This is a genomic window from Parabacteroides sp. AT13 (assembly GCF_002272965.1).
GTDB lineage: Bacteria > Bacteroidota > Bacteroidia > Bacteroidales > Tannerellaceae > Parabacteroides > Parabacteroides distasonis.
The window spans coordinates 627471-652715 of record NZ_NQMH01000002.1; the positions used below are offsets into that span (position 1 = coordinate 627471).

At 46.2% G+C, this 25245-nt stretch carries 21 protein-coding genes, 1 pseudogene and 1 CRISPR repeat array; of the genes and pseudogenes, 13 read left to right on the plus strand and 9 right to left on the minus strand.

Features of this window, described 5'->3' with window-relative positions:
* Positions 1 to 3 precede the first annotated feature (3 nt).
* Both CI959_RS17005 and CI959_RS17010 read left to right on the plus strand, forming a co-directional pair.
* Positions 4 to 1644 (plus strand): dipeptidase, encoded by a 1641-nt coding sequence (locus tag CI959_RS17005; RefSeq protein WP_005856738.1) that lies wholly within the window; start codon positions 4 to 6, stop codon positions 1642 to 1644.
* 43 nt (positions 1645 to 1687) lie between these two features.
* Complete coding sequence (locus CI959_RS17010; RefSeq protein ID WP_008772096.1) at positions 1688 to 2170, plus strand: porin family protein; 483 nt, start codon at positions 1688 to 1690, stop codon at positions 2168 to 2170.
* A gap of 256 nt (positions 2171 to 2426) precedes the next feature.
* Here CI959_RS17010 and CI959_RS17015 read toward each other — a convergent pair whose 3' ends face one another.
* Positions 2427 to 3065, minus strand: a complete 639-nt coding sequence (locus CI959_RS17015; protein WP_005856741.1) for an HAD family phosphatase — start codon at positions 3063 to 3065, stop codon at positions 2427 to 2429.
* A 111-nt stretch (positions 3066 to 3176) separates the two neighbouring features.
* On the opposite strand from CI959_RS17015, the gene CI959_RS17020 reads away from it, so the two are divergent.
* The 9 genes from CI959_RS17020 to CI959_RS17060 all read left to right on the plus strand — a co-directional run bounded on the left by CI959_RS17020 (position 3177) and on the right by CI959_RS17060 (position 13352).
* Complete coding sequence (locus tag CI959_RS17020) at positions 3177 to 3986, plus strand: DUF1080 domain-containing protein (RefSeq protein ID WP_005856744.1); 810 nt, start codon at positions 3177 to 3179, stop codon at positions 3984 to 3986.
* 106 nt (positions 3987 to 4092) lie between these two features.
* Positions 4093 to 5394 (plus strand): phenylacetate--CoA ligase family protein, encoded by a 1302-nt coding sequence (locus CI959_RS17025; RefSeq protein WP_005856746.1) that lies wholly within the window; start codon positions 4093 to 4095, stop codon positions 5392 to 5394.
* Between the two features lie 20 nt (positions 5395 to 5414).
* A complete protein-coding gene (locus CI959_RS17030) occupies positions 5415 to 5840 on the plus strand; it encodes a hypothetical protein (protein WP_005856748.1) in 426 nt (141 codons plus the stop codon).
* 66 nt (positions 5841 to 5906) lie between these two features.
* A complete protein-coding gene (locus CI959_RS17035; RefSeq protein ID WP_005856750.1) occupies positions 5907 to 6716 on the plus strand; it encodes an outer membrane protein assembly factor BamD in 810 nt (269 codons plus the stop codon).
* A gap of 24 nt (positions 6717 to 6740) precedes the next feature.
* Complete coding sequence (locus tag CI959_RS17040; RefSeq protein ID WP_005856752.1) at positions 6741 to 7073, plus strand: DNA-directed RNA polymerase subunit omega; 333 nt, start codon at positions 6741 to 6743, stop codon at positions 7071 to 7073.
* Between the two features lie 76 nt (positions 7074 to 7149).
* Positions 7150 to 7611 (plus strand): DUF4293 domain-containing protein, encoded by a 462-nt coding sequence (locus CI959_RS17045; protein ID WP_005856754.1) that lies wholly within the window; start codon positions 7150 to 7152, stop codon positions 7609 to 7611.
* Positions 7612 to 7792: 181 nt separating this feature from the next.
* Positions 7793 to 9325 (plus strand): sulfatase, encoded by a 1533-nt coding sequence (locus CI959_RS17050; RefSeq protein ID WP_005856756.1) that lies wholly within the window; start codon positions 7793 to 7795, stop codon positions 9323 to 9325.
* Positions 9326 to 9347: 22 nt separating this feature from the next.
* Entirely contained in the window at positions 9348 to 10340 is a 993-nt protein-coding gene (gene mgrA / locus CI959_RS17055) for an L-glyceraldehyde 3-phosphate reductase (protein ID WP_005856758.1), read from the plus strand.
* Between the two features lie 132 nt (positions 10341 to 10472).
* Entirely contained in the window at positions 10473 to 13352 is a 2880-nt protein-coding gene (locus CI959_RS17060) for a PD-(D/E)XK nuclease family protein (RefSeq protein ID WP_036643561.1), read from the plus strand.
* 173 nt (positions 13353 to 13525) lie between these two features.
* On the opposite strand, the gene CI959_RS17065 is transcribed toward CI959_RS17060, so the two are convergent.
* The 8 genes and pseudogenes from CI959_RS17065 to CI959_RS17100 all read right to left on the minus strand — a co-directional run bounded on the left by CI959_RS17065 (position 13526) and on the right by CI959_RS17100 (position 22798).
* Positions 13526 to 14002 carry a GAF domain-containing protein gene (locus tag CI959_RS17065; RefSeq protein WP_057317112.1) on the minus strand — a complete coding sequence of 159 codons (477 nt, stop codon included), beginning with the start codon at positions 14000 to 14002 and terminating at the stop codon, positions 13526 to 13528.
* A 221-nt stretch (positions 14003 to 14223) separates the two neighbouring features.
* Positions 14224 to 15118: a CRISPR direct-repeat array (repeat unit 32 nt; unit sequence GTTTCAATCCACGCACCCACACGGGGTGCGAC).
* A 169-nt stretch (positions 15119 to 15287) separates the two neighbouring features.
* The gene (gene cas2, locus CI959_RS17070; protein WP_005856765.1) at positions 15288 to 15578 is read right to left on the minus strand and encodes a CRISPR-associated endonuclease Cas2; all 291 of its coding nucleotides are present in this window, start codon (positions 15576 to 15578) and stop codon (positions 15288 to 15290) included.
* A gap of 9 nt (positions 15579 to 15587) precedes the next feature.
* Complete coding sequence (gene cas1c / locus CI959_RS17075; protein ID WP_057317111.1) at positions 15588 to 16610, minus strand: type I-C CRISPR-associated endonuclease Cas1c; 1023 nt, start codon at positions 16608 to 16610, stop codon at positions 15588 to 15590.
* A complete protein-coding gene (gene cas4 / locus CI959_RS17080) occupies positions 16607 to 17272 on the minus strand; it encodes a CRISPR-associated protein Cas4 (protein WP_057317110.1) in 666 nt (221 codons plus the stop codon). Before cas4 ends, cas1c begins: the two co-directional genes overlap by 4 nt.
* A gap of 11 nt (positions 17273 to 17283) precedes the next feature.
* Positions 17284 to 18135, minus strand: coding sequence for a type I-C CRISPR-associated protein Cas7/Csd2 (gene cas7c / locus CI959_RS17085; RefSeq protein WP_057317109.1), 852 nt, complete (start codon positions 18133 to 18135; stop codon positions 17284 to 17286).
* Between the two features lie 23 nt (positions 18136 to 18158).
* Positions 18159 to 19880 (minus strand): type I-C CRISPR-associated protein Cas8c/Csd1, encoded by a 1722-nt coding sequence (gene cas8c / locus CI959_RS17090; protein WP_057317108.1) that lies wholly within the window; start codon positions 19878 to 19880, stop codon positions 18159 to 18161.
* Positions 19877 to 20557, minus strand: a complete 681-nt coding sequence (cas5c, locus tag CI959_RS17095) for a type I-C CRISPR-associated protein Cas5c (protein WP_011966343.1) — start codon at positions 20555 to 20557, stop codon at positions 19877 to 19879. Before cas5c ends, cas8c begins: the two co-directional genes overlap by 4 nt.
* Positions 20558 to 20571: 14 nt before the next feature.
* A pseudogene (locus tag CI959_RS17100) lies at positions 20572 to 22798 on the minus strand (CRISPR-associated helicase/endonuclease Cas3).
* Between the two features lie 70 nt (positions 22799 to 22868).
* On the opposite strand from CI959_RS17100, the gene CI959_RS17105 reads away from it, so the two are divergent.
* Positions 22869 to 24218, plus strand: a complete 1350-nt coding sequence (locus CI959_RS17105) for an MATE family efflux transporter (RefSeq protein ID WP_005856780.1) — start codon at positions 22869 to 22871, stop codon at positions 24216 to 24218.
* The gene (locus CI959_RS17110; protein ID WP_005856783.1) at positions 24208 to 25236 is read left to right on the plus strand and encodes an agmatine deiminase family protein; all 1029 of its coding nucleotides are present in this window, start codon (positions 24208 to 24210) and stop codon (positions 25234 to 25236) included. The genes CI959_RS17105 and CI959_RS17110 overlap by 11 nt, the downstream gene beginning before the upstream one ends.
* The last annotated feature ends 9 nt before the right edge of the window (positions 25237 to 25245 follow it).

The window sequence follows — 25245 nt, forward strand, 5'->3', positions numbered from 1 at the left end:
TATATGAAGAAGAGTTGGATTTTATTAACCGCTTGCGCCGCCCTGTTATCTGGGGTGGAGGCTATCGCCTGTACCGGTTTGCTGGTGGGCAAGAAGGCTTCGACAGACGGTTCGGTAATGATTAGTTATGCGGCGGACTCGCATTCCCTGTATGGGGAGATGTATCGTTGGCCCGCCGCTACATGGCCGAAGGGCGCCATGTTGGAAGTGAAGGAATGGGATACGGGAAAACCGCTGGGCAAGATCGCCCAAGTGGAGAATACCTATTCCGTAGTGGGTAACATGAACGAGCATCAGGTGGCTATCACGGAGAGTACGTTCGGCGGACGCCATGAATTGGTGGATACGACGGGTATCATGGATTACGGTAGCTTGATCTACATCGCTTTGCAACGTTCCAAGTCGGCCCGTGAGGCGATCAAGGTCATGACGGACTTAGTAAAGGAATATGGCTATTACAGCAGTGGCGAGACGTTCTCTATCGCCGATAAGAACGAGGCTTGGGTGATGGAGATGATCGGTAAGGGACCGGGTAACAAAGGTGCCGTTTGGGTAGCGATCCGCATCCCGGACGATTGTATCTCGGCGCATGCCAACCAGTCCCGTATCCAGCAGATACCGTTTGACGATAAGGAGAATTGCATATACTCGCCGGATGTGGTTTCTTTCGCCCGTGAGAAAGGATATTTCAAGGGAAAGGACGCTGATTTCAGTTTCGCCAAGGCTTATTGCCCGTATGATTTCAGCGCCTTGCGTGGATGCGAGGCTCGTGTATGGTCTTTCTTCCGTAAATATGATACCACGATGGATCAGTATACGGATTTTATCAAGGGTGATCCTTCCAAGGAGCCGATGCCTCTGTATGTCAAGCCGAATCGTAAGCTTTCCGTTCAAGATGTACAGAATGGCATGCGCGACCATTACGAGGGAACGGATCTGGATATGACGAAAGATGCCGGTGCCGGCTCGTATAAGGTTCCTTACCGTTGGCGGCCGATGACGTTCGAGGTAGACGGGCAGGAATATACGAATGAACGTGCCATAGCGACGCAACAAACGGGCTTCGTGATTGTTCCACAAATGCGTAACTGGTTGCCGGACGCTATCGGTGGTATCTTGTGGTTTGCCGTGGACGACGCTGATATGGCGGTCTTCACTCCTGTATATGCGTCGGTAACGGATGTTCCGGAGTGCTATCGGGTGGGAAACGGCGATTTGCTGAACTTCTCTTGGACTTCCGCTTTCTGGATTCATAACTGGGTGGCTAATATGGCTTACCACAAATATAGCTTCATGATTCAGGATATCCGTAAGGTACAGCAGGAGTTGGAGAATGGTTATCAAGAGACCGTACCGGCTATCGATAAGGCGGCTCAGGAGTTGTATGCCAAGGACCCGGCGGAGGCTGTCAAGTTCTTGACGTGGTATAGCACGACTAATTCAGACTCCGCTACCGCCCGCTGGAAGCAATTGGGTGAGTATTTACTGGTAAAATACATCGATGGAAACGTGAAGAAAGAGGTGAACGGACAGTTCAAGCGTAATCCGTACGGCCAGCCCGCATCTCCCGATTTTCCCGGATATGACGAGGACTATTACCGTAGCATCGTGAAGAGTGCCGGCGATCGACTGAAAGTAAAATAAATACCAATAATAATCTAATGTTGAACTAAACGAAAGAAAGCGTATGAAAAAGTTTGTAATGATGCTGATGTTAGCAGTCTTTAGTCTGGGAGCTTATGCGCAGACGCAGCAAGGACAATCTGCCGTGGGATTTAACATCGGTTATGGATTCGATTCGAAGAATGCCACGTTAGGAGTTGATTACCGCTATTGTATCACGGATGCGGTACGTTTGAGCCCGTCTCTTACTTATTTCGTAAAGAATGACAATCACAGCACTTGGGCGATCGACTTGAATGCTCATTATGTAGTGAAGTTAAGTGAGATGTTCGGTTTTTATCCATTAGCGGGGCTTAGTCTGTCCTTTTGGAATTGGGATGCGGGCCATGGCCTTTCTCATAACGAGACTCGTCTGGGAGCCAATATCGGTTTAGGCGGTGAGGTTTATGCTACCGACAATCTTTCGATAGGATTGGAGGTGAAGTATAATATCATCAAGGATTTCGATCAGGCCATGCTGGGCGTTCGCGTAGGATATAGTTTCTGATCCCAATATAGTCACAGCCCCACGGCAGTACTGCCGTGGGGTTACACCAGTATTGCTTCCGGCTCTCGCCGATACTGGTGTAGCCCATTGCCAGTACAGGCGTTTCCTTTATTCCTTCATTCCTTCACCGGCTCCTACACACACACGCACGTATACGCATACGCGAATTATTAATGTACGCATACATGTGTGTGGGTGTGTGTAAAGGGGTAGGTGAAGGAATGAAGGAAATAATCATTTCCTTTTTCTCGATTGCTTACCATCTCAAATAATCCTCGAACGTGACTTTCTCGAAATTGGGGATTACCTCATATACTTTATCTCTTAAAGATTCCGCCGGATTCGTCGTACTTAACCCGATGACACGCATCCCTGCGTCCTTCCCGGACTGTATGCCGTTGAAAGAATCCTCGAATACGATACAATCCTCGGGAGATACGTTCAAGTCTTTCGCCGCCAATAGATAACACATCGGATCGGGCTTACCTTGCGTGATGCGGTCGGCGGTCACTAGGGTATCGAATAGATTGTCCAGATGTAGAAGCCCGAAAGCCCGTTTCACCTTCGCGTTATCCGAGCTGGTAACCAAGCCTATCTGTACGCCGTGCTCCTTCAGCATACGGATGAACTCGATGGAGCCGGGCATGGGAGGCAAGGGCATCGTCTTCTCATACTCTGTAGATTCTTTGGTCACCATTTGGCGGAACTCCTCCGTATATCCGGAAAAATACTTCTCCAGAATATACGGTAGGGTCGTACCCTTTATAATATCAGCGAAATTATCGATACCTAAGCCATAACGTTTAGCGGCATCGTTCCAGAATAAATCGTAAATAGGTTCCGTATCTACTACTACGCCGTCAAAATCGAACAAGGCGGTCTTTAGTTGTTTCATATAAATAATCATTTAATATTTATATCGCGAAGATACGTCTATTTTTTATGAAATCGATTATCTTTGTGGACGCACACATAGCTTGATTATATATATTAAAATAAATAAGACATGAAGACACTAGTAATTTGTACCGCCATGAGCGCTATGATCCTTTGCGCCTGCGGTGGAAAAAACACGCAAAGCACGGAAGAGACAGCTAAGGTAGTACCGATGGCCGTAATTACACCGGCGATCAATCAATTGACCGACCAAGAGAAAGCCGAGGGTTGGGCGCTCCTTTTTGATGGTAAGACAACGAAAGGCTGGCGTGGAGCGCACAAAGACGCTTTCCCGGATCACGGATGGATGGTGAAAGATGGCGAATTGATCGTGCAGAAATCCGACGGTAGCGAGTCTACGAACGGAGGCGATATCGTTACGGAGGGTGAATATTCCGCTTTTGAGTTCAGCGTGGATTTTAAGATCACCGAAGGGGCCAACAGCGGTATTAAATACTTCGTGACCGAGCAAGAGAAGCAAAAAGGCTCCGCTTACGGCTTGGAGTTCCAGCTATTGGATGACGCTAAGCACCCGGATGCCAAGCTTTACACGACTTTCCCCGGTAGTCGTACCCTTGGAAGCTTGTATGATCTGAAGAAAAGCGAGAACATCCATTTCAACGGCGTAGGAGAGTGGAATACGGCCGTGGTGAAGGTATTCCCGAACAACCACGTAGAGCACTGGCTGAATGGTGTGAAGGTATTGGAGTACGAGCGTGGCAGCAAGGAGTTCCGTGATTTGGTGAAGGGCAGTAAATACGCTGATCCATCTTATAATGCGGGTGGTGCTTTCGGCGAGGCTCCGAAAGGACACATCCTTTTGCAGGATCATGGGGATGAGGTAGCGTTCCGCAATATCAAGGTGAAGGAGTTGAAATGATCGCCTCGTGACTAATTTTTCGTAACAAAAGGGTGCCGATTTAAAAAAAGTTGTTACTTTGCGGCGGATTTAGACTACTAACTTTAAAAGATAACAGACAAATACCATGATTTGGAACGAAACTATTGAATGTATGGACCGTGAGGAAATGCGGAAACTACAGAGCCTACGGTTGAAAAGAGTTGTTGAACATGCTTACCATAACTCCCCGTTTTATCGCAAGAAAATGCAGGAGATGGGCATTGCTCCCGACGATATACAGACAATAGATGATATAACGAAATTACCGTTCACGGTAAAACAAGACTTGCGTGATAACTATCCTTTCGGCTTGATGGCCGTGCCGATGTCCGAGATCGTCCGTCTGCATGCCTCTTCCGGTACGACAGGTAAGCCTATCGTCGTGGGATATACCCGTAAGGACTTGGGTATTTGGGCCGAGGTGGTGGCTCGTTGCCTGACCGCCTATGGTTTGACAAAGAACGATTCCGTGCAAGTATCCTATGGTTACGGAATGTTTACCGGAGGCTTGGGTGCCCATGCCGGAGTGGAGAATATCGGTGGTACGGTGATCCCGATGAGTAGCGGTAATACCCAGAAACAAATCCAGTTGATGCACGACTTCGGGGCGAAGGGTTTGGCTTGTACGCCTTCTTACGCTTTGTATCTGGCGGAGACTATCCACCAGTCCGGTATTCCCTTGGAGGAATTCCAGCTACGTGTCGGAGCGTTCGGTGCCGAGCCTTGGACGGAGAATATGCGTAAGGAATTAGAGACGAAACTAAATATCAAAGCTTACGATATCTATGGCTTGACGGAAATCTGCGGGCCGGGCGTCGGTGGCGAGTGTGAGTGCCAGAACGGTACCCACCTGTGGGAAGACCATTTCTTCCCGGAGATCGTGGACCCGAATACCTTACAACCGGTGGAACCGGGACAAGTAGGAGAGTTGGTCTTCACCACGCTTACGAAGGAGGGTATGCCGATGCTTCGTTACCGTACACGTGATTTGACCTCGCTGACTTACGAGAAGTGCGCCTGTGGACGTACGGCAGTTCGTATGGGACGTATTTTAGGTAGAAGTGACGATATGTTGATTATTCGTGGCGTAAATGTTTTCCCGTCTCAGGTAGAATCCGTAATTTTGGAGCTGCCGGAGTTCGAGGCGCATTACCTGATCGTGGTGGATCGTATGAACAATACCGATACCTTCCAGATACAGGTGGAGGTTCGCCAAGAATACTACTCGGACGAGATGAACAAGATGATCGCCTTGAAAAAGAAGATCGCCGCCCGCATGCAGAGCGTGATCGGTTTGCAACCGGACATCAAGATCGTGGAGCCGCGTAGTATCGAACGTAGTATGGGTAAGGCAAAACACGTGATCGATAAACGTAAGTTAGTATAACCTCTAAAAGATTAAGTACTATGTTAATAAAACAATTATCAATCTTTCTGGAAAACAAGAAAGGCCGTTTTACGGAAGTCGCCAAGATATTAGGGGAGGCAGGGGTCAATATGTCCGCTTTCACGGTAGCCGAGAATTCCGATTTCGGTATCCTTCGCCTAATCGTATCCGATACGGAGAAAGCGATATCCGTGCTTCGTGAAAAGTTATACGCTGTAAGCGTGGCCGACGTGGTATGCTTGCATTGTCCCAACCAGCCGGGAGCCTTGGCAAAGGCGATGGATATCATTACCTCGGCCGGGATCTTCATTGAATATATGTACGCTTTTTCTCAAGGCGACGCTGCTAACGTGATCATCCGTCCGGACGATGTCAATAAGTGCGCGGAGGTTTTGAAAGCGAATAAATTGGAATTGATCGCTGCTAGCGATTTATATAAGTTGTAAATATTAACGTTTTGGGTTTCATTTATTCGCCTAAAAGCACTAATTTTGCACGCTAAAAGTATGTGAATGAAAAAGGTTGTATTTTTACTGATGATGATGACAGTACTATTATCCTCTTGTGGAGAGTATAATAAGATACTGAAGAGCACGGATTACGAATTGAAATATTCGTACGCGAAGAAATACTTCAACGCGAAGCAATACTCGAAATCCGCTACTCTGCTGGATGAACTGGTTACAATCTTTAAAGGAACAGCTTATGCCGAGGAGTCCTTGTACTTGTTGGCGCAAAGCTATTACGGTCAGAAAGATTATCAGACGGCTTCGCAATACTTCGAGACCTATTATACGACCTATCCGAAAGGGGAGTTTACGGAATTATCCCGTTTCTATTCCGGTTATGGTTTGTATCTGGACTCTCCGGATCCCCGGTTAGACCAGTCGCAGACGTATAAGGCGATCGAGCAGTTGCAACTTTATTTGGAGTATTATCCGCAAAGTGAACGGGCCGAGGAAGCGCAGAACATCATGTTCGAGCTTCAGGAGAAGTTGGCTTACAAGGAATTGATGGCCACCCGCTTGTATTTCAATCTAGGTACCTATATGGGGAATAACTTCCAGTCTTGCGTGATCACGGCGCAGAACGCCTTGAAGAATTACCCGTATTCCAAGTATCGTGAGGAATTCATGTTCCTTATCATCCGTGCGAAGTACGAGTTGGCGCTAGTATCCGTAGAGGAGAAGTTGCAGGGCCGTTACCGGGATGTGGTTGACGAGTATTACAACTACATGAACGAGTATCCGGAAGGTAACTACGTAAAGCAGGTAACGAAGTTCTACGACTATGCCAGCAAGCGAATTACAGATGCATATTAAGCGAATTTAATCAATAAAACGAAAATGGATTACAGAAAATCAAACGCTCCTACCAATACGGTAACCCGTGACATGATGAAGTTAAGTGAAGAAACGGGTAACGTATATGAGACAGTCGCTATCATTTCAAAACGGGCGAATCAGATTAGTGTTGAGATGAAACAAGATCTGGAAAAGAAACTTCAAGAGTTCGCTTCTTACAATGACAACTTGGAGGAAGTCTTTGAAAACCGTGAGCAGATCGAGATTTCACGCTACTATGAGAAACTTCCGAAATCAACGTTGATCGCCGCTCAAGAGTATGAGGATGGCAAGGTTTATTACAAGAATCCTGCTAAAGAGAAGAATAACTTCTAAGAAGAAATATTTTTGAACATCGGAAAGGCTGACCCTCAAATGAGTCGGCCTTTCCATTTAAAACGAACTAATTACCATGTTACAAAGAATACAAACTGTTTACCTGCTAATTATCGTGGTGCTTACGGTCGCTACCTTATTCTTGCCGTTGGCCGTGTTGCAACAAGGAGACGCTCTCTTCTCGTTCGATGCTAGCGGGTTGAGCACGATGATCGGTGAGCCGGAATTACTATACCCGGCGTGGGGCTTATTTGCCTTGACCGCTATCATCGCTATCATTGCCTTGGTGACGATCTTCTTATATAGGAAAAGAATCCTGCAAATCCGTCTTTGCGTATTCAACGCATTGCTGATATTGGGCTTTTATGGTTTCTTCGCCTTCTTGATCTATTCCTTGAAGGGGGATATGGAAGGTGCCAGCGTAAGTGTTAAGATCGCTCTTTCCTTCCCGTTGGTCAATCTGATCTTGGATTATCTGGCGATCCGTAATATCGGGGCCGATGAGGCGCTGGTACGTTCTTTGGATCGTTTGCGTTAAGGCTTTCCAGATAAATCATTGGGTATAAGATATTAGGTAAGGGACTCTTTTTGTCAAGGGCCCCTTATTTTATGTCCGGAAAAGTATAATACATAAGACAATATTATTTTGTATATGAAACAATATTGTTTTTCGGTGAAATATATCTACTTTCGTAGAATACAAATATCCGTTGCCAATCATGAAGAAGACTCAGCTTATCCCCATCGCTTTATTGTCGGTATCGGCGGTAGTGAACGCCCAGAATGCCAGTCGTCCCCCGAATATCATCTTGTTCTTGGTGGATGATATGGGATGGGAGGATACGTCCTTGCCTTTCTGGACTCAAAAGACGCATTATAATGAAGTATATGAGACCCCGAACATGGAACGATTGGCGAAAGAGGGTATGATGTTTACCCAAGCCTACGCTAGCAGTATCAGCTCGCCTACTCGTTGTAGCTTGATCACGGGGACGAATGCCGCCCGTCACCGGGTTACGAACTGGACACTTTTTAAGGATAAGACGACCGACCGGGAGAGTGATGTGCTTACCCTGCCGGATTGGAATTATAACGGCGTGGCTCAAGTGAGCGGGACGAATAATACGTTTGTGGGTACTTCATTCGTGCAGATATTGAAGAATAACGGATATCATACGATCCATTGCGGCAAGGCGCACTTTGGGGCGATCGATACCCCGGGGGAGGACCCGCATCATTGGGGATTCGAGGTCAATATAGCCGGGCATGCCGCCGGAGGTCTCGCCAGTTACCTCGGCGAGAATAATTACGGGCATACCAAGGATGGTAAACCTTACGCTCCGAACGCTATCCCCGGATTGGAAAAGTATTGGGGAAGCGACACCTTCGCTACGGAGGCCTTGACGCAGGAGGCGATCAAGGCGTTGGACAAGGCTAAGAAATATAACCAGCCGTTCTACCTATATATGTCACATTATGCGATCCATATCCCGATTGATAAGGACAAGCGTTTCTACCAGAAATATATCGATAAGGGGTTAACGGCTAAAGAGGCGGCTTACGCTGCCTTGATAGAGGGTATGGATAAGAGTCTGGGCGATTTGATGAACTGGTTGGAGAAGAATGGCGAGGCGGATAACACGGTCGTGATCTTCATGAGCGATAACGGCGGTCTTTCCAGCGAGCCCGGATGGCGTGACGGAGAGATCCATACGCAAAACTATCCCTTGAACAGTGGTAAAGGCTCCGCCTATGAGGGAGGAGTCCGTGAGCCTATGATCGTGCGTTGGCCGGGGGTGGTGAAGCCGGGAAGCAAATGTGATAAATACTTGATTATCGAGGATTTCTATCCAACTATCTTGGAGATGGCAGGCATAAAGGGGTATAAGACTGTACAGCCGATAGATGGCGTCAGTTTCATGCCTTTATTAAAAGGTACGGGAGATCCTTCCGTGGGACGTAGCTTATTCTGGAACTGCCCGAATATATGGGGTAATGACGGGCCGGGAATCGGTCCGACTTGCTCGGTTCGTAATGGAGACTGGAAACTGATCTATTATTACGAGACGGGGAGGAAGGAATTGTTTAATATCCCGGAGGATATAGGGGAACATAATGATGTGGCAAGGCAGCATCCCGATATCGTAAAGCGTCTGTCCGGGGAATTGGGTACGTATTTACGGAAAGTGGACGGGCAACGTCCGTCGTTTAAGGCGACAGGTAAACCGGTTCCTTGGCCGGATGAGATATAATAATTAAAAAAAGAAAGAGCATATGGAGTTTTACAAAGCGGAAGAGAATCGCTATGCGGATATGGTATATCGGCGGTGCGGACGGAGCGGTATCTTATTGCCGGCCGTTTCCTTGGGATTGTGGCACAACTTTGGTAGTGTGGATGTGTTCAGTAATTTTATCCAGATCGCTCACGCCGCATTCGATCATGGCGTGACTCATTTCGACTTGGCGAATAATTATGGCCCGGCCTACGGATCGGCGGAGGAGAATTTTGGCCGGATATTGAAGAAGGGCTTGGGCGCTTATCGGGATGAGATGATTATTTCTACGAAGGCGGGCTACGATATGTGGCCGGGACCGTATGGGAATTGGGGAAGCCGTAAATATTTAATGGCTAGCTTGGATCAGAGCTTGAAACGGATGGGACTGGAATATGTGGATATCTTTTACTCCCATCGTCCGGACCCGGAGACTCCGATCGAGGAGACGATGGGGGCCTTGGCCGATATTGTCCGGCAAGGAAAGGCTTTGTATGTAGGTATCTCCAACTATGACGCAGACCAGACCCGTAAGGCTTTGGCCGTACTGAAAGAGCATAAGGTGCCTTGCTTGATTCACCAAGCCCGCTATTCGATGTTCGATCGTTGGACGGAACCGGATTTATTGCCTGTATTGAAGGAAGAGGGTGTGGGTATGATAGCGTTCTCGCCGTTGGCGCAAGGCTTGCTTACGGATAAGTATTTGCGTGGAATTCCGGAGAATTCCCGTGCGGCGAAATCGACCGGTCATTTGCAGACCTCTCAAGTTACCCCGGAGGCCGTGGAAAAGGCCCGTAAGCTAAACGAGGTAGCCGCCCGCCGTGGACAGACCTTGGCGGAGATGGCGCTCGCTTGGTTATTAAAGGACGAACGGGTAACTAGCGTATTAATTGGCGCTAGCTCTGTCGCCCAATTGATGGATAACCTGAAAGCGTTAGATAATATCTCTTTCTCCGGGGAAGAATTGCAGGAGATAGAGAACATCTTAATATAACGTGAATCGTATCCGATTGTAGAGACGGGGCGTGCCCCGTCTCATCCCCTCAAAAGAGTATTTAAAGTTACTATTAGATGGTGGGAGACGGGGCACGCCCCGTCTCTACAGCCTGTACAAATTTTTGAATAAATGAAACCGTTCTTATATCAAGTAGCGTCTCTTTTTTACGAGAAATGGGGAGCGGAGGTCAGTCGTCTGGCCTTTGTTTTCCCAAACCGGCGTACGGGACTTTTCTTCCAGAAATATCTCTCGGAGGTAGCCGATATTCCCCTTTTCTCTCCGACAATCCTTACGATCAACGATCTCTTTATCCAGTTGAGCGGAAAACAATCCGCCGACCGGATCAGTATGCTTTTTACCCTGTACGACATCTACATCCGCCAAAGCGGTTCCACCGAGACTTTCGATGAATTCCTGTATTGGGGCGAGATGTTGCTCAACGACTTCGACGATATCGATAAGTACATGGCAAATGCCCGCATGCTATTCAGTAACGTGACGGACCTACGGGAGATAGAGAATGATTTCGATTTCTTAAGTGATGAGCAGATCGCCGCTATCCGTAGTTTCTGGTCCAGTTTTTATCCCCGGGGCGATACGCCGAACCAGCAACAGTTCTTGGCGGTCTGGCAAGTGCTATACGATCTCTATGAGGAATTCCGTGCGACCTTGGCCGCCGAGGGAAAAGGCTACGAGGGCATGATCTTCCGGGAGGTCGTGGAAAGCATGGAACGGGGCGAGTCTCCGGATTTACCTTACGAGCAAATTGTCTTTGTCGGTTTGAACGCCTTGTCCGTATCGGAAGAACGTTTCTTAGCCCAGTTGCAGAAGCGGAAGATAGCGGATTTCTATTGGGATTATGTATCCGATAAGGTAACCGATCCGGATAATAAGGCCTCTTATTTCGTCTCCCGTAACCGGAAGAGCTTCCCTTCCTCGATGAAATTACCCCCCGAGGAGAAGGTAAAGACCGAGATCGAGGTGATCGGCATCCCTTCCGGTATCGGGCAGGCCAAGCACGTCTACACCCTGTTGAGCGATTGGTGCAAGGAAGCGGAGATGAGTTCGGAAGAAGCCCTGCGTACGGCGGTGATCTTGCCCGATGAACATCTGCTGATCCCGGTGCTGAACGCCATACCGGAGCAAATCCGGCGTATCAACGTCACGATGGGTTATCCCTTGGCGGGAACCCCGGTCGCCTCGTTGATCGAGTATATCTTGGCGTTGCAGAAGAACGTACGCTACATAGACCGGAATCCGTTGTTCTATTTCCGCGACGTGCTGCCGGTATTGAACCATCGCTACATCCTCTCCACCTCACCGGAGATTATTTCCTCCTTGGTGAAAGAGATCACGGAGAACAACAAGATCTATATCTCGCATACGGAGTTAGGGAAAACGCCTTTGCTAGAAATCCTGTTCACGCCGGTGACCGGGGTGGAGGCCTTCTCGGACTATCTGATCAAGGTGTTGGAAGAGCTGAACAAGGTTATGTCCGCCCTTTCCGATGAGGAAGAGGAGGACGCACCCCAGCGGACGAACGATTTGGAGCAAGAGTTCATCTTCCATTATTTCACCACGGTAAACCGCATGAAAGAGGTAATGAAAGACGCTCGTATAGAGATGAAAATAGATACCTTCTTCCGCCTATTGAAGCGGGTGACTGATACGATCACGATCCCCTTCCACGGCGAGCCGCTTTCCGGCCTCCAGATTATGGGTGTGCTCGAGACCCGTGCCTTGGATTTCGACCGTCTGATTATCTTATCCATGAACGAGGGTATTTTCCCGCAGCGGAAAGCGGCGAACTCCTTTATCCCTTATAACCTACGCAGGGGTTTCGGGTTGCCTACCTACGAGCATCAAGATAGCGTATGGGCCTACCATTTCTATCGTTTGATAGAGCGTGCCAGCCACGTGAGCCTTTTATACGATACCCGCAGCAACGGATTGCAGACGGGAGAGGTAAGTCGCTTTGTTCACCAGCTGCATTATCATTACGAGGTGCCGATGCGAGATAAATTGGTGGTCTATAACGTATCTTCCTCCAAGACCCCGCCATTGGCCGTGCCGAAAAGGGAGGATATCATGCGCCGTTTAGACGCTTACCGGAAAGGGGGGAGCAAGGCGATCTCGGCGAGCGCTATCAATACGTATCTGGATTGCCCGTTGAAATTCTATTTTTCCGTTGTGGAAGGCATTCGAGAGGAAGAGGAGGTGAGCGAGACGATCGAGAGCGATGTATTCGGAAGTATCTTACATAAAGTGATGGAGGAGCTTTACAAGCCGTTCCAAGGGAAGATGGTTACCGTGGATTTGCTGAAAGCGATCCGTAAGGATACGGCCTTGCTTACCGGAGCTATCGCCCGGGCTTTCGCCAGCGAGTTTTTCAAGACAGAGGTGGTTCGCTCCCTTACCGGACAAAACTACCTGATCGGCGAGATGATCCGCAAATACGTGGAGAAAATCTTGGAGCGTGACGGCAAGCTGACCCCTTTCGTTTACATCGAGTCCGAGCGTAAGATAAACGGTCTGATCAGCCTTTCCGACCATTCCGAGATCCGGTTGAAAGGCTTTATCGACCGTGTGGACGAGGTTCGCGACGCTATCCGTATCATCGATTACAAGAGCGGTAGCGGAACTACGACTTTCAGTAGTATCGAGAGCCTATTCAACAAGGAGGAGAAAGATCGTGCGAAAGCCGTGATGCAGGTATTCATGTATTGCTGGATGTACGCCCATCTCACCGAGAACAAAGGAAAGACGATACAACCGGGCATTTATTACGTCCGTTCCCTTTTCGCCGATCCGTTCGACCCATCGGTCTACCACCGTATCGAACGGGGGAAGTCGGAGAAGGTAGAGGATTTCTCCGGTTATGCCCAAGCGTTCGAGGAGGGGCTGCGGGGCTGCTTGGACGAGATCTTCAATCCGGAAATTCCCTTTACGCAAACCCCTACGGGGAAGGCTTGTTCTTATTGTCCATTTAAGGGTATTTGCGGTAAGTAGCATTTGTCCCGGTACTTCAGGGAGAGTACCGGAGTACTCCTTGCGAAGTACTGTGGTATTTCTTCGGAGAGTACTGGAGTACTCCTTACAAAGTACTGCAGTACCTCTTAGGCAGTACTACAGTACCTCTTAGGCAGTACTACAGTACTTCTTGGGAAGTACTGAGGCGAGGCTTACTGATGAGGAAGCAATTCCACTATCTTTTCCAAAAAGATCTGATCAGTCTCATCGAAACTATCCGGTTGATCACTGTCTATATCAAGGACAGCGATTACCTTATCCTCCCATATCACGGGAACTACGATCTCAGAGCGTGACGCCGAGCTACAAGCGATATGTCCCGGGAAAGCGTCTACATCCGGTACGATGATCGTACGGGTCTCCTTCCAAGCCGTGCCGCATACCCCTTTTCCGTATTTGATTCGTGTACAGGCGATAGGGCCTTGAAAAGGCGCTAATACCAACTGATTGTCTATGACCCGGTAGAAACCTACCCAAAAGAAACCGAAAGTCTGCTTGAGTGCTGCGGCGATGTTCGCCATGTTAGCGATTAGGTCGGTCTCGTTACCTACCAATGAGGCGATTTGCGGGAGCAACGTCTCATACATTTCCTGTTTATCACCATTTTTAATCCGTAGTTCCTCTGCCATATTTAAACTATTATAAGGTCGCGAATATACGAAACTTGTTTACATATGAATGATTTTTGCAGAAATAACTAAGCGAAATTATATGTCAGTGTCAGTGACTTTAAAAAGTTATTTTTACGAAGTACTAATCCCTTCGTCGCAGAAGAACACTTCAAGTCCCATAGAAGATATACTTCATCACGTAAGTATATCTTTTATGAAAAAGCTTGCGCTTTACAAATGTTTCAATCCACGCACCCACACGGGGTGCGACCTTCTAGGAAAAGTATTAACAACAAGACTGTACTCGTTTCAATCCACGCACCCACACGGGGTGCGACTGAGCCTATATCAGCTTAAAAAGGTACTGGAGGAGTTTCAATCCACGCACCCACACGGGGTGCGACAAAGTCAAGCCCTAACGCCACATGCTTGGCATAGGTTTCAATCCACGCACCCACACGGGGTGCGACTTCTCCGAGCCTTTCGCCGAGGATAAGGATAAGAGTTTCAATCCACGCACCCACACGGGGTGCGACGGCACTCCTTATACCTACGAGGTAGACACTACTAGTTTCAATCCACGCACCCACACGGGGTGCGACTATTGATAAGACAACATCGGGCAAGGAGGATCTTGTTTCAATCCACGCACCCACACGGGGTGCGACGATTATTGATATGTATTACGCTCCTCACATATTAGTTTCAATCCACGCACCCACACGGGGTGCGACCTTTCTCGTCCAGATCAGGGACGGCTATATTGACATGTTTCAATCCACGCACCCACACGGGGTGCGACGCTCAGATGGACGTGTATATTCTGATGATTGGTCTGTTTCAATCCACGCACCCACACGGGGTGCGACTCGGTCAAAACGCTCAGGCATCTTTACTTTCAAGGTTTCAATCCACGCACCCACACGGGGTGCGACCGCCCGAGAGCGCCAAGGCCATCATATCTAAAATGTTTCAATCCACGCACCCACACGGGGTGCGACATCCTTAGCCTCTTTCAAGCCAAGACCTGTTAATTCGTTTCAATCCACGCACCCACACGGGGTGCGACAATCACTTGAAAAGCCTTTCCTAGGTCTTTGGGGTTTCAATCCACGCACCCACACGGGGTGCGACAGTGTGCAAAGTTACATATTATAAGTCAATAAATTAGACCTATTAATATGCGAATTCTCATTTTTATTTCAGCTTAATGGCTGCAATCGCCTTATAGACGGGTTAATCTGCTAATTATTAAGGGGTGCGAAAATACTACTTTTTTCGTAATACTCCACATTCGCATAAATTATATGATAAGAGCATTATTAACTTTGTAAGCAGTTTCAACACCTATCACTTTTACCCTTTTATTTTCGTTTTTATTGAGAATATAAAATCTAACGCTATCAAGAGACATATCAATAATACGCTTGATTCGTTCAATCAAGAGACAATATTGTGCTTCTGTCACCTCACACTCAAAGACAGAATTCTGTACCCTTTGGCCATAATCTATGCAAGCCTTAGCCACATGTCGTAGGCGGCGAGCTCCTTCTTTGCTCGTAGTATCCACATCATAAGTCACAAGAATATGCATAATCGTAAATCATTTTATTAGAAATACCGGATAATTATCAATATCTTGCCTGATATATCTTGCCATCAACATGGCCTGTACATAAGGCAGAAGCCCTATCTCTATTTTTTCATTAAGATAAGGATGGATTATCACCTCCCTTTTCCTTGCCTGCCATGCGGAAATAAATGTCTTTTTCCCTTTATCCGTCATAACAACCCCATTATCACCTTGAAACAAAAAATCCTTGGATGTTATTTGTCTTTTATTAATCAACGACAAGACAAAACGATCACCAAGATAGGCTCGCAATTCTTCCATCATATCCAATGCTAAGGATGTACGTCCCGGACGAAGTGTATGGAGAAATCCTACGTATGGATCAAGGCCAACTGTTTCGAGTGCGGCAGATGTATCATTAGCAATCAAAGTATAAGCAAAAGACAACATGGCATTCACTGCATCTTTAGGAGGACGGCGATTACGGCCATGAAACGGGAAATCAGCCTTCTGATTAAGTATCAAAACAGGCAACACTTCAAAATAGGCATTTGAAGCCATGCCTTCATACCCTATTAGGGTCGTCTTATCTTGGGTCGCCAAAGCTTCACGCTTGGCATGTTCCAACACTTGTACCGCCCGATTAATGTTTTCATTCTCTCCATAATCACGAATATATCTCCTTAATATATTACGATAGTTTTGAATCTTACCACCAATCATCAGTCGTGCCACATGTAATGACCAGGATTCATCATCCGACAATTGATACTGTCTCTTGCGTAACAGTACATTCCCTTTCGTTGCGCTCTGTACCCTGCTGATAAATCTGCCATGAGGAGATAGGAATGTAAGTGATATGCTATTGTCACTGCACAATTTCATCACGCCCGGACTTGCGCCCATATATCCAAATGTCACAATGCCTTCTATGTTTATAGCAGGAATACGGAACACTTCCTCCTGCTTGACTGATACTACGACATTCAGCCCATCCTTACTCAGATAGGCTTCAGGTGTCGTCACATACAAAGTATTCAACAATTTTCTCATGTATATAAGTGTTTATTGAGGTAAGTATCTACCGTGGTACAATTCTTGGCTATCGTCGGCATACAGATTTCTTTCAATGAGCATTTGTCGCAATGTCGTTCATATTTTGCTTTTGGGATAACAGTCTTACTGAATATTTCATGCATATCCCTGGCGCATTGTCTGACGATATCGCGCAACTCATCTGTTATAGCCACCTCTATTCGATGACGAAGTTCTCCATAAAAGAACACACCGTAGGGTATATGGATTGCGTACATTTCTTCAAGACACATCGTTTGTGCCGCCAACTGCACTTCATCCACTTCATCCTTTTTGGGTCTGCCATGCTTATACTCCACAGCCACCGGTCGCCAACGTCCTGGATATTTAGGATGCAAGATCGTATCTTCCAAAGATGGAGAAGGTAGCAACTCTATGGCATCGGAAATGCCATAGAGCCCCAACTCACGCGAAGCGATATTCACTGCACGCAATGTTATTTGATCTCCACATTTCTGTCTATAGAACGGGTCATCCACATGTTTATGCAGAATCTGTCCCTCTATGGTGAGACGGTTATCATCCCATTGCTGCTCAATGTGAATCAAAGCCCATTGCCGGGGACAGAACCTGAAGTGCTGAATCCCTGACAACATGAGCATATCGTCTTCGCTATACATTATCTTTTGTTTTATATCAGTTCCTCTACAGTAACATTTGATGGGACATGTTCCTTGTCTATCGTGACATGGTAATCACCGAATGAACGTGGTGCTCCATCGCACACCTTCTCCACCTTAACCAAGTCAAATAGTTTGTTGGCAGGGGCATTACCCAATACGGAATCATGTTTGAAAACAATCAATTTCTGTGCACTCATCAATCCGCGTGCAGCCGAACGATCCATATCGAACATGTTCTTCAGGGCTTCCCAGAACAGCGCAAGGTCTTCTTCTGAAAAGCCTGTTTGTTGGGCAAGGTTGGCAGAAATGAAGCCGTGACAGATGTAGAGACCGTAAGGTACGGTAGCTTTACGTCCCATTGTGCGGTTGTCACCACTTTGTTTCTTAGCTTCAGCGTCTGTTGCCACAGCCATACGGGTTATAGAATGTTCTGCCGCAGCAATTGGATCTACAGAACGGGCAAAGGTAAACTGGATTGGGCCACGTACCTGCCCTGCATTCTTGCCGGTTGACATCACAGCACCAAATATTCTAACATCAAAATAGTTCTTGCACATAAAACGACGTGCAGCATCAGTCTTATCTTTAGCATTTTTTACCTCAGAATCATCATGCGCTTTATCAATCAAAGTGTTTAAAACAGCCTTCTCCTTAATGAATATATCGTAGCCATCTTCCAAACCTTTTGCCACTTGTACATAATTACGTACCTTACGTTTAAGGCAAACATCTGTAACAAGCCCCATACCCGTTTCTGCATCTACACGGGGAAGATTACCTGCATCAGGGTCTCCATTCGGATTACCGTCTTGCACATCAAAGATGTAAACGAAATCGATTCTGTTCTTAATTTCTGACATAACTGTATATTTTTAATTGTTTGTTATTGCTCTTCTGTTTCTCTGTTCTCTTTACCCATGAAGAACGCTTGCCGCTGATGATAATATCCTACAAAAAAGCGCCCTTGGTCTTGAAGTTCTAGATGTGCAGGAAAACCGTTTGCGTCAAGTTTGGAAATGATTTCCTGTTTCAATTTCTCATAAAACACCTGTTTACCCTCATTCAGCTTCTCCTGATGATGAGTGGAAAGATTTAGGATAGTGGCAAAAACCATAGCTGGAGTGGTCGATGCGGAATTCATGTAACGCTCACGAATGGAATGAATGTTATTTGCGTCTTCCTGTATCTTGTCGAGAACAGCAAACAACCTTCCACAAAGATACCCTTGATTTTGATTTTCTTTGTCTAACATAATATCGAGTTTTTTATTGTTATTATTATCATTTAATCGATTAAGATAAGCCTTGATGATGGCTGCACGACCAATGTTGACTGATTGTTCAGCACGTATGCGGCGAATGCAAGCCTGAAACAGAGAAGCCGGATACGGAAGTCCTTGGAAGATGCTTTTCACTACAGCATCTGGAAGATTGGGCGTAGCATCGCTTGACTTCCCTCCAAGAGTAACATTTCCGAGGATGGAATGTAATCCTACATACGGTTTCTTGTCTTTACGTGTATCAACAATCTCCATATCTGCGAAATGTTTACTGATTAAGCCGGCAAACTCACGCAATGGCAATTCATTCCAATACACCACCGCTATTCGGGCTGAATTGGGAGCCAAACCTAATATAAAGAATTTGTCATCTTTGTTTGCGAACAATACTCCGTTATAGATAGACATGAATGTACGTCGCACCAATTTTATGAGCATGTTAGGATCATCGTTTTCTTCTGTACGCCCCAACAAAGCAAACAAACTATCTTCAGATTTCTTTGCAGCCTCACTATCAGAAGAAGCCCAAAACAGGTATGTGCGTGAACCTACCATAAATTTATTATGCGAATCAGAACGCAATAAATGATTCAATGCTGTAGTATAAGCAAATTCAGCCTCTTCAGATATAGGAGCATTATGCCCCTTTGACTTACCATACGAATCATATCCGGAATTGACTTGAAAAGCGACAAGTTTAGCTGTAGCCTGACTTCCCGGAATCATTGTAGCGGTTGTAACCTCTACGGTTTTTGAATGTTTGCCTATTACTAAACAAAGACCTCCACCAACATCATTACCACCCGATTCTAAGTTTATTAGTTTGCGCTTAGAAGCCACTATTTCCGTATCTCCTTCTATAAGAAAAGAGAAAGTGGAATATTTTTTATTGAGATTCTTGTTTATATCATCCCAAAGAGAATCATTCTGCATGGCTTCAACTATATCTGAAGGCTCTTGTTGATAAAACGCATAAACAGCCTGCATGGTTTCATTATCTGAAAACATGTCGTATATTTCTTCAACCTTCGCTTTGAATGTATCAAAATACTTGCGCATGCTTTCCATGTCCCCTTTGTCGGAATAACCAAATACATATTGGCTATTGTCGTACAAATAGTTTGCAACAGGGGCACTTGAACGACCTACACTCTTCTTAACAAGAAACTGTTGCGCAGACTTTTTGTCTATACGCCTGTCTTCAAAACGTAAGAAATTACCACACTTATCAATAACGATGATAAAACCTATTTCCTTTAACTCCATTCCCATAGTGGGTAAATTACCACTCCGATGGTAATAATCATACAATGCTTTTAGTATCATCTCAGCACCTCCTCGCTATCTTTATCTGGTACGACAATCACACCTTGCTCCATTCTTACACGATAAAACATGGCATTAGGTTTCTGTACATTCCCTTCAAAATCCATATCATAAAGCATGATACCCAAATCCCTATCTTCAGCCAAAGGAGGGGCAAGTTGTTCCGTATTATCAATATACTTCCAATTTGCGGCAAACTCACGGCAACCAAGATACGGCTGGGTGAAACATTGTCCTTGCGATGCTCTGCGTTCAAACATCTGATAATATTTCATCGGATTCTCATCATCACTTGGCTGATGTTTGATAAAAGCCTCCTTTGGTCGATCTTTTACCGGAATAAAAACCAGCTTTGCGTGAATACGATAGCGCACACCTTGCAAAAGCAAAGAATTCTTCTGTTGTCGTTTATCTTCAATAAAGATTGAGGACTTACCCGCCAATGCTCCTACCTCATTTCTCCTGATGGTAGTCCACTTGATAGGATTAAGAACTTCTATTTTCGTCACTTGCCAACGCATGGCATAGCGTTTGAAAAGTATTGCTTCAAAAATGGCACGTGCCGCAGAAGGTGTAATAACATCATAGCTCACACGCTCTACTTTCAATTCAGGGCGACTGAAACAAGCCCAGTCACCCCATACTTCCAAGCAATATTCTTTATCTGTATAGTCCATATTATTCATTTTTTTTATATCATTAATAGCTCTTCCATCCAGTGGTTATCAAGGCTAAGACCCGTATTTTTGTCATACTGTACCCTGTCTGTCAACACATAGATACCCTCTAATACTTCTTCAATAGCACCATAGCTGACCAACTTGTCAAAATCGGAACTATGAACGCCTACTGTAAATTTAGCCAGTTGCTTCATCAAGGGATAGGTACAGCCAGATTCTTTCAGTTTTTCCACAAGCTCCATGCTGTTCCCCCAATTTACAATGATATTCATACAATCATCATCAATCAATCTGAACTTCTTTGATGCCGTTTCAAAACATAACTCATTAGGGTTATAAAGATAATGTTTCATATCCTTATCGTCAAACGTGTTTTTCCTGCAATACAACTGATAAAAATACTCTGTCATCGTAGAAGGGTCAAACCAATCACTATTTGCAGGCAAATTCAATCGTGCATTGTTTGCAGCCTTCATTGCCCCAAATGGAATACGTTTCTCTGCGGCGAGACTGAACACAAATGTGGTACCAACAGTATTTCTTCCTTCACGGTTACAACGCCCCGCTGCCTGTAAAATAGAGTCAAGACCTGATTCTTGCCGAAATACAACAGGGAAATCTATATCCACCCCTGCCTCTACAAGTTGGGTAGCTATCACTCTGACAATCGGATGTGATTTATCTTTCAGCAATGCCTTGACCTTCCGTATGGTTTCACTGATATGGGCGGGACACATCATTCTCGATAGATGGAGCTTTATTCCTTCATTTGGTAAACGGTCATACAGTTCCTTGGCATCTTTTCGGGTGTTTACGATACACAATACCTTGATTGTATATAGCAACTTTGGCGGCAATCTCATCGTATGTCTTTCCTGTGTTGTCTATTACTAACTTCACACGACGGAGCTTGTCATGCAGGGCAAACTCATTCGGTATGATTTCAGTAATATGGTCTATTCCCTGAAAATTGGCCTTAGGATTAGTTCCTTCTATCAGTCCGCTAAGTACCGGCTGACTGGCAGTGGTAAACAGTACCGACACTCCGAATATTTTCTGATATGCTTTAAGTGCATCCACTATCGGCTGTAAGAAATCAGTCGGCAATGTCTGCGCTTCATCCAAAATAAGAACTGAATTCACGATATTGTGCAATTTACGGCAATCTGACGGTTTGTTGCTAAACATTGACTCAAACAGCTGAACATTGGTCGTAACGATAATCGGATAATCCCAGTTTTCCGTGGCCAGCTTTGCCTTCTCACGTACCTCTTCATTCTTTATCTCATCAGGATTAAAGTTACTATGATGCTCCAGTACGTGCTCTTCGCCGAAGATTTCTTTCAAGAGGCCTGCCGTCTGCACAATAATACTAGTGTATGGGATGGCAATGATAATACGATTCATACCGTGATTTACAGCATGCTTCATGGCCCACAACAACGATGAAAGAGTCTTTCCGCCTCCCGTTGGTACCGTAAGGCTATAGAATCCTTTCTCTTCAGAAGAAGCTTTACGGCATCGTTCCTGTACTTTCTTACGAATGTGGTTCACTTTTGTATCGGGTGCATACAATTGCAGTTCACGTAAATGCGCCTCCAATTTTGGCAATAAGTCAGTGAGTGTAGACGAGCATCCCCGTTTTTTCCACGATTCTACATCCATAAATCGCTCTGTATTGAGTCTGTCGGCATCCACAAGACAGGAAAAAAGCATGCGGGAAAGGTGATGAAAATGCTTCATGTCCACCTTAAGTTTAGAAAAAGGAGATTCAAGAAGTTCTTCTCTCAACTGGGGTATATTCAGAGCTATGTCCCCTTTGTTTATCTCTTCGGGAAGTTGCCTTTTCTCTATGACGCTCTCCGCATCTATATAATCATGTAGGCCTGTATGATGAGAGATTATCTGGTTGGCAAGAAGATTGAATACACTCTTCCCCATAAGGTTCGTTACCAATATTCCACCTACAAACGCATGATGATGCTCTCCATACGATTTTTCGTCAGTCACAGGTAGACCGCTTGTCGTGCGGATATATTGCTGAAATGCATCACGCTCTTTTCCTTTGTCGTGAAGCATTCCAAGCGTATGCCCCCAAGATGGAAGTCCGAACAGTCCAGAAAAGGAGGTTGCCATTTCTGCAACACCCCTTTGATGTTCATCGTTGGTTTGTATTATCCATTTTCCATTTTCTTTGTTTTGGTATAAATGGGATATCAACTGTTTCTCTGTTTCCATTTGATTAGATTCATAAGGTTATACCTTACAAAAGTAGGAAAATAAATCGAAATATCCGTATCTTTGCGGCATGGCAAAACAAAATTCTCCATTGGTATTAGGGACCGAGCCTATCGGTAAATTACTTACGCAATATGCGATTCCTGCGATTATCGCTATGACAGCTTCTTCTTTATATAATATGGCCGATAGTATTTTTATTGGCCATGGAGTGGGGGCGTTAGCGATTTCCGGCCTAGCCTTGACCTTTCCGTTGATGAACTTGGCGGCCGCCTTCGGTTCGTTGGTGGGAGTCGGTGCCTCTACGTTGGTTGCCGTGAAGCTGGGGCAGAAAGATTATGAGGGGGCGAATAAGGTATTGGGGAATGTGTTGATCTTGAATGTGGTTCTGGGCGTCGCTTTCACGATCGCTTTCTTGTTCTTGCTTGATCCCGTGCTGTACTTTTTCGGTGCTAGTGAGAACACGATCTCATATGCCCGTGATTATATGCGGATTATTCTGTATGGCAATGTGGTTACGCATATGTATCTGGGATTAAATGCGGTCTTGCGCTCCTCTGGGTTCCCGAAGATGGCGATGTATGCTACGTTGGCGTCGGTCGTTATCAATTGCGCCTTGAATCCGTTGTTTATCTTTGGGTTTGGATGGGGTATAAAGGGGTCGGCTTGGGCGACGGTGATCTCGCAGGTAATCTCGCTTACCGGACAGTTGATCCATTTCTCGAGACCGAAGCAACTCCTTCATTTCAAGAAAGGTATTTATAGGCTGCGCTCGGAGATCGTGAAAGGTATCTTGTCGATCGGTTTATCTCCGTTCTTGATGAACCTTTGTTCCTGCTTGATCGTGATCCTTATCAACCGGGGATTGAAAGAGCATGGGGGAGATATGGCGATTGGCGCTTATGGTATCGTGAACCGTATCGCTTTTCTTTTCGTGATGATCATCATGGGATTTAATCAGGGTATGCAACCGATAGCCGGTTATAATTATGGTGCCCGACTCTATTCCCGGGTGACGGACGTGACCCGGCTGACGATGCGCTGGGCGGTAGGAGTGGCTACGCTGGGGTTCTTGCTTTGCCAGTTGGTGCCGTCGTGGATCGTCCGTATGTTTACGAGTGACGGGGAGTTGATCAGTGCCGCCTCTTATGGCCTGCATATCGTCTTCGCCGTATTCCCGATCGTGGGCTTCCAGATGGTGGCGACTAACTTCTTCCTTTCCATCGGCATGTCTAAGAAAGCGATCTTTCTCTCCTTGACCCGGCAGATGCTTTTCTTGATACCCTGTTTAATCCTCCTCCCCCCGTTATTCGGAACTCTCGGTGTCTGGATCAGTATGCCTATCGCCGATACGGTGGCGGCGATCGTGACGGCGATCGTGCTTGTGAAACAATTTAAACAATTCAAATATGGAACATAACGTGATATTACCTGCGGAATGGTATCCGCAAAGTGCCGTGCAGCTTACGTGGCCGCATGAGAATACGGATTGGGCCCCGATATTGGACGAGGTGATTCCTTGCTTCGTGGCTATCGCCAAGGAAGTGATCAAGCGAGAGAAGTTATTGATTGTCTGTCCGGACGAGACCGCCGTACGTGAACAATTGGGTGAGGTTGATTACGACCGTGTCATTTTCCGTGAGATGGATACGAACGATACGTGGGCACGGGATCACGGGGGAATTTCCGTCTTCGATGAGGGAACGCCCATGCTTTATGATTTCGTGTTCAATGGCTGGGGAATGAAGTTCGCCGCCAATCATGATAATCTGATTACCCGTAACCTTTGTCATATGAAGACCTTCTCCGGTGAGGTGGTGCCCGCTAATATGCAACCTTTCGTGCTGGAAGGCGGTAGTATCGAATCGGATGGGAAAGGTACGTTGATGACTACCGTTGAGTGTCTGGCATCCGTAAACCGTAATGAGTATTTGCAACAGGAGGAATTGGAACGTTATTTGAAAGACGTATTTGGCTTGGATCGTATCCTTTGGATTACCAGCGGTTATTTAGCCGGAGACGATACGGATAGCCACGTGGATACGCTCGCCCGTTTCTGTAGCGAGGATACGATCGCTTATGTCCGTTGCGAGGATGAGGAAGACGAGCATTATGAGGAATTGAAGGCGATGGAGGAGGAGATCAAGGAGTTTACTAGGGCGAATGGGGAGCCTTATCGTCTGATTCCACTTCCGATGGCCGATAAGGTGGAATGGGAAGGGGAGCGCTTGCCCGCTACTTACGCTAATTTCCTGATCATGAATGGGGCCGTATTGGTTCCGTTCTATGACTCACCGAAAGATGAGATCGCTAAAGCGGCTTTGCGGGAAGCGTTCCCGGACCGTGAGATCGTGGGTATCAATTGCCTTCCGCTTATCAAGCAACACGGTTCCCTGCATTGCGTGACGATGCAATATCCGGAAAGCTTTATCGAATAATAACTACAA

Bases quoted from the DNA above. Each gene is read 5' to 3' on its own strand.
- CI959_RS17040 (WP_005856752.1), top strand. From the start codon at position 6,741: ATGGATTACAGAAAATCAAACGCTCCTACCAATACGGTAACCCGTGAC.
- CI959_RS17030 (WP_005856748.1), top strand. From the start codon at position 5,415: ATGTTAATAAAACAATTATCAATCTTTCTGGAAAACAAGAAAGGCCGT.
- CI959_RS17025 (WP_005856746.1), top strand. From the start codon at position 4,093: ATGATTTGGAACGAAACTATTGAATGTATGGACCGTGAGGAAATGCGG.
- CI959_RS17010 (WP_008772096.1), top strand. From the start codon at position 1,688: ATGAAAAAGTTTGTAATGATGCTGATGTTAGCAGTCTTTAGTCTGGGA.
- cas2 (WP_005856765.1), bottom strand. From the start codon at position 15,578: ATGCATATTCTTGTGACTTATGATGTGGATACTACGAGCAAAGAAGGA.
- CI959_RS17105 (WP_005856780.1), top strand. From the start codon at position 22,869: ATGGCAAAACAAAATTCTCCATTGGTATTAGGGACCGAGCCTATCGGT.
- CI959_RS17060 (WP_036643561.1), top strand. From the start codon at position 10,473: ATGAAACCGTTCTTATATCAAGTAGCGTCTCTTTTTTACGAGAAATGG.
- CI959_RS17050 (WP_005856756.1), top strand. From the start codon at position 7,793: ATGAAGAAGACTCAGCTTATCCCCATCGCTTTATTGTCGGTATCGGCG.
- mgrA (WP_005856758.1), top strand. From the start codon at position 9,348: ATGGAGTTTTACAAAGCGGAAGAGAATCGCTATGCGGATATGGTATAT.
- CI959_RS17005 (WP_005856738.1), top strand. From the start codon at position 4: ATGAAGAAGAGTTGGATTTTATTAACCGCTTGCGCCGCCCTGTTATCT.
- cas7c (WP_057317109.1), bottom strand. From the start codon at position 18,135: ATGTCAGAAATTAAGAACAGAATCGATTTCGTTTACATCTTTGATGTG.
- CI959_RS17110 (WP_005856783.1), top strand. From the start codon at position 24,208: ATGGAACATAACGTGATATTACCTGCGGAATGGTATCCGCAAAGTGCC.
- cas8c (WP_057317108.1), bottom strand. From the start codon at position 19,880: ATGATACTAAAAGCATTGTATGATTATTACCATCGGAGTGGTAATTTA.
- CI959_RS17035 (WP_005856750.1), top strand. From the start codon at position 5,907: ATGAAAAAGGTTGTATTTTTACTGATGATGATGACAGTACTATTATCC.
- CI959_RS17020 (WP_005856744.1), top strand. From the start codon at position 3,177: ATGAAGACACTAGTAATTTGTACCGCCATGAGCGCTATGATCCTTTGC.
- cas1c (WP_057317111.1), bottom strand. From the start codon at position 16,610: ATGAGAAAATTGTTGAATACTTTGTATGTGACGACACCTGAAGCCTAT.
- cas5c (WP_011966343.1), bottom strand. From the start codon at position 20,557: ATGGACTATACAGATAAAGAATATTGCTTGGAAGTATGGGGTGACTGG.
- cas4 (WP_057317110.1), bottom strand. From the start codon at position 17,272: ATGTATAGCGAAGACGATATGCTCATGTTGTCAGGGATTCAGCACTTC.
- CI959_RS17065 (WP_057317112.1), bottom strand. From the start codon at position 14,002: ATGGCAGAGGAACTACGGATTAAAAATGGTGATAAACAGGAAATGTAT.
- CI959_RS17045 (WP_005856754.1), top strand. From the start codon at position 7,150: ATGTTACAAAGAATACAAACTGTTTACCTGCTAATTATCGTGGTGCTT.
- CI959_RS17015 (WP_005856741.1), bottom strand. From the start codon at position 3,065: ATGAAACAACTAAAGACCGCCTTGTTCGATTTTGACGGCGTAGTAGTA.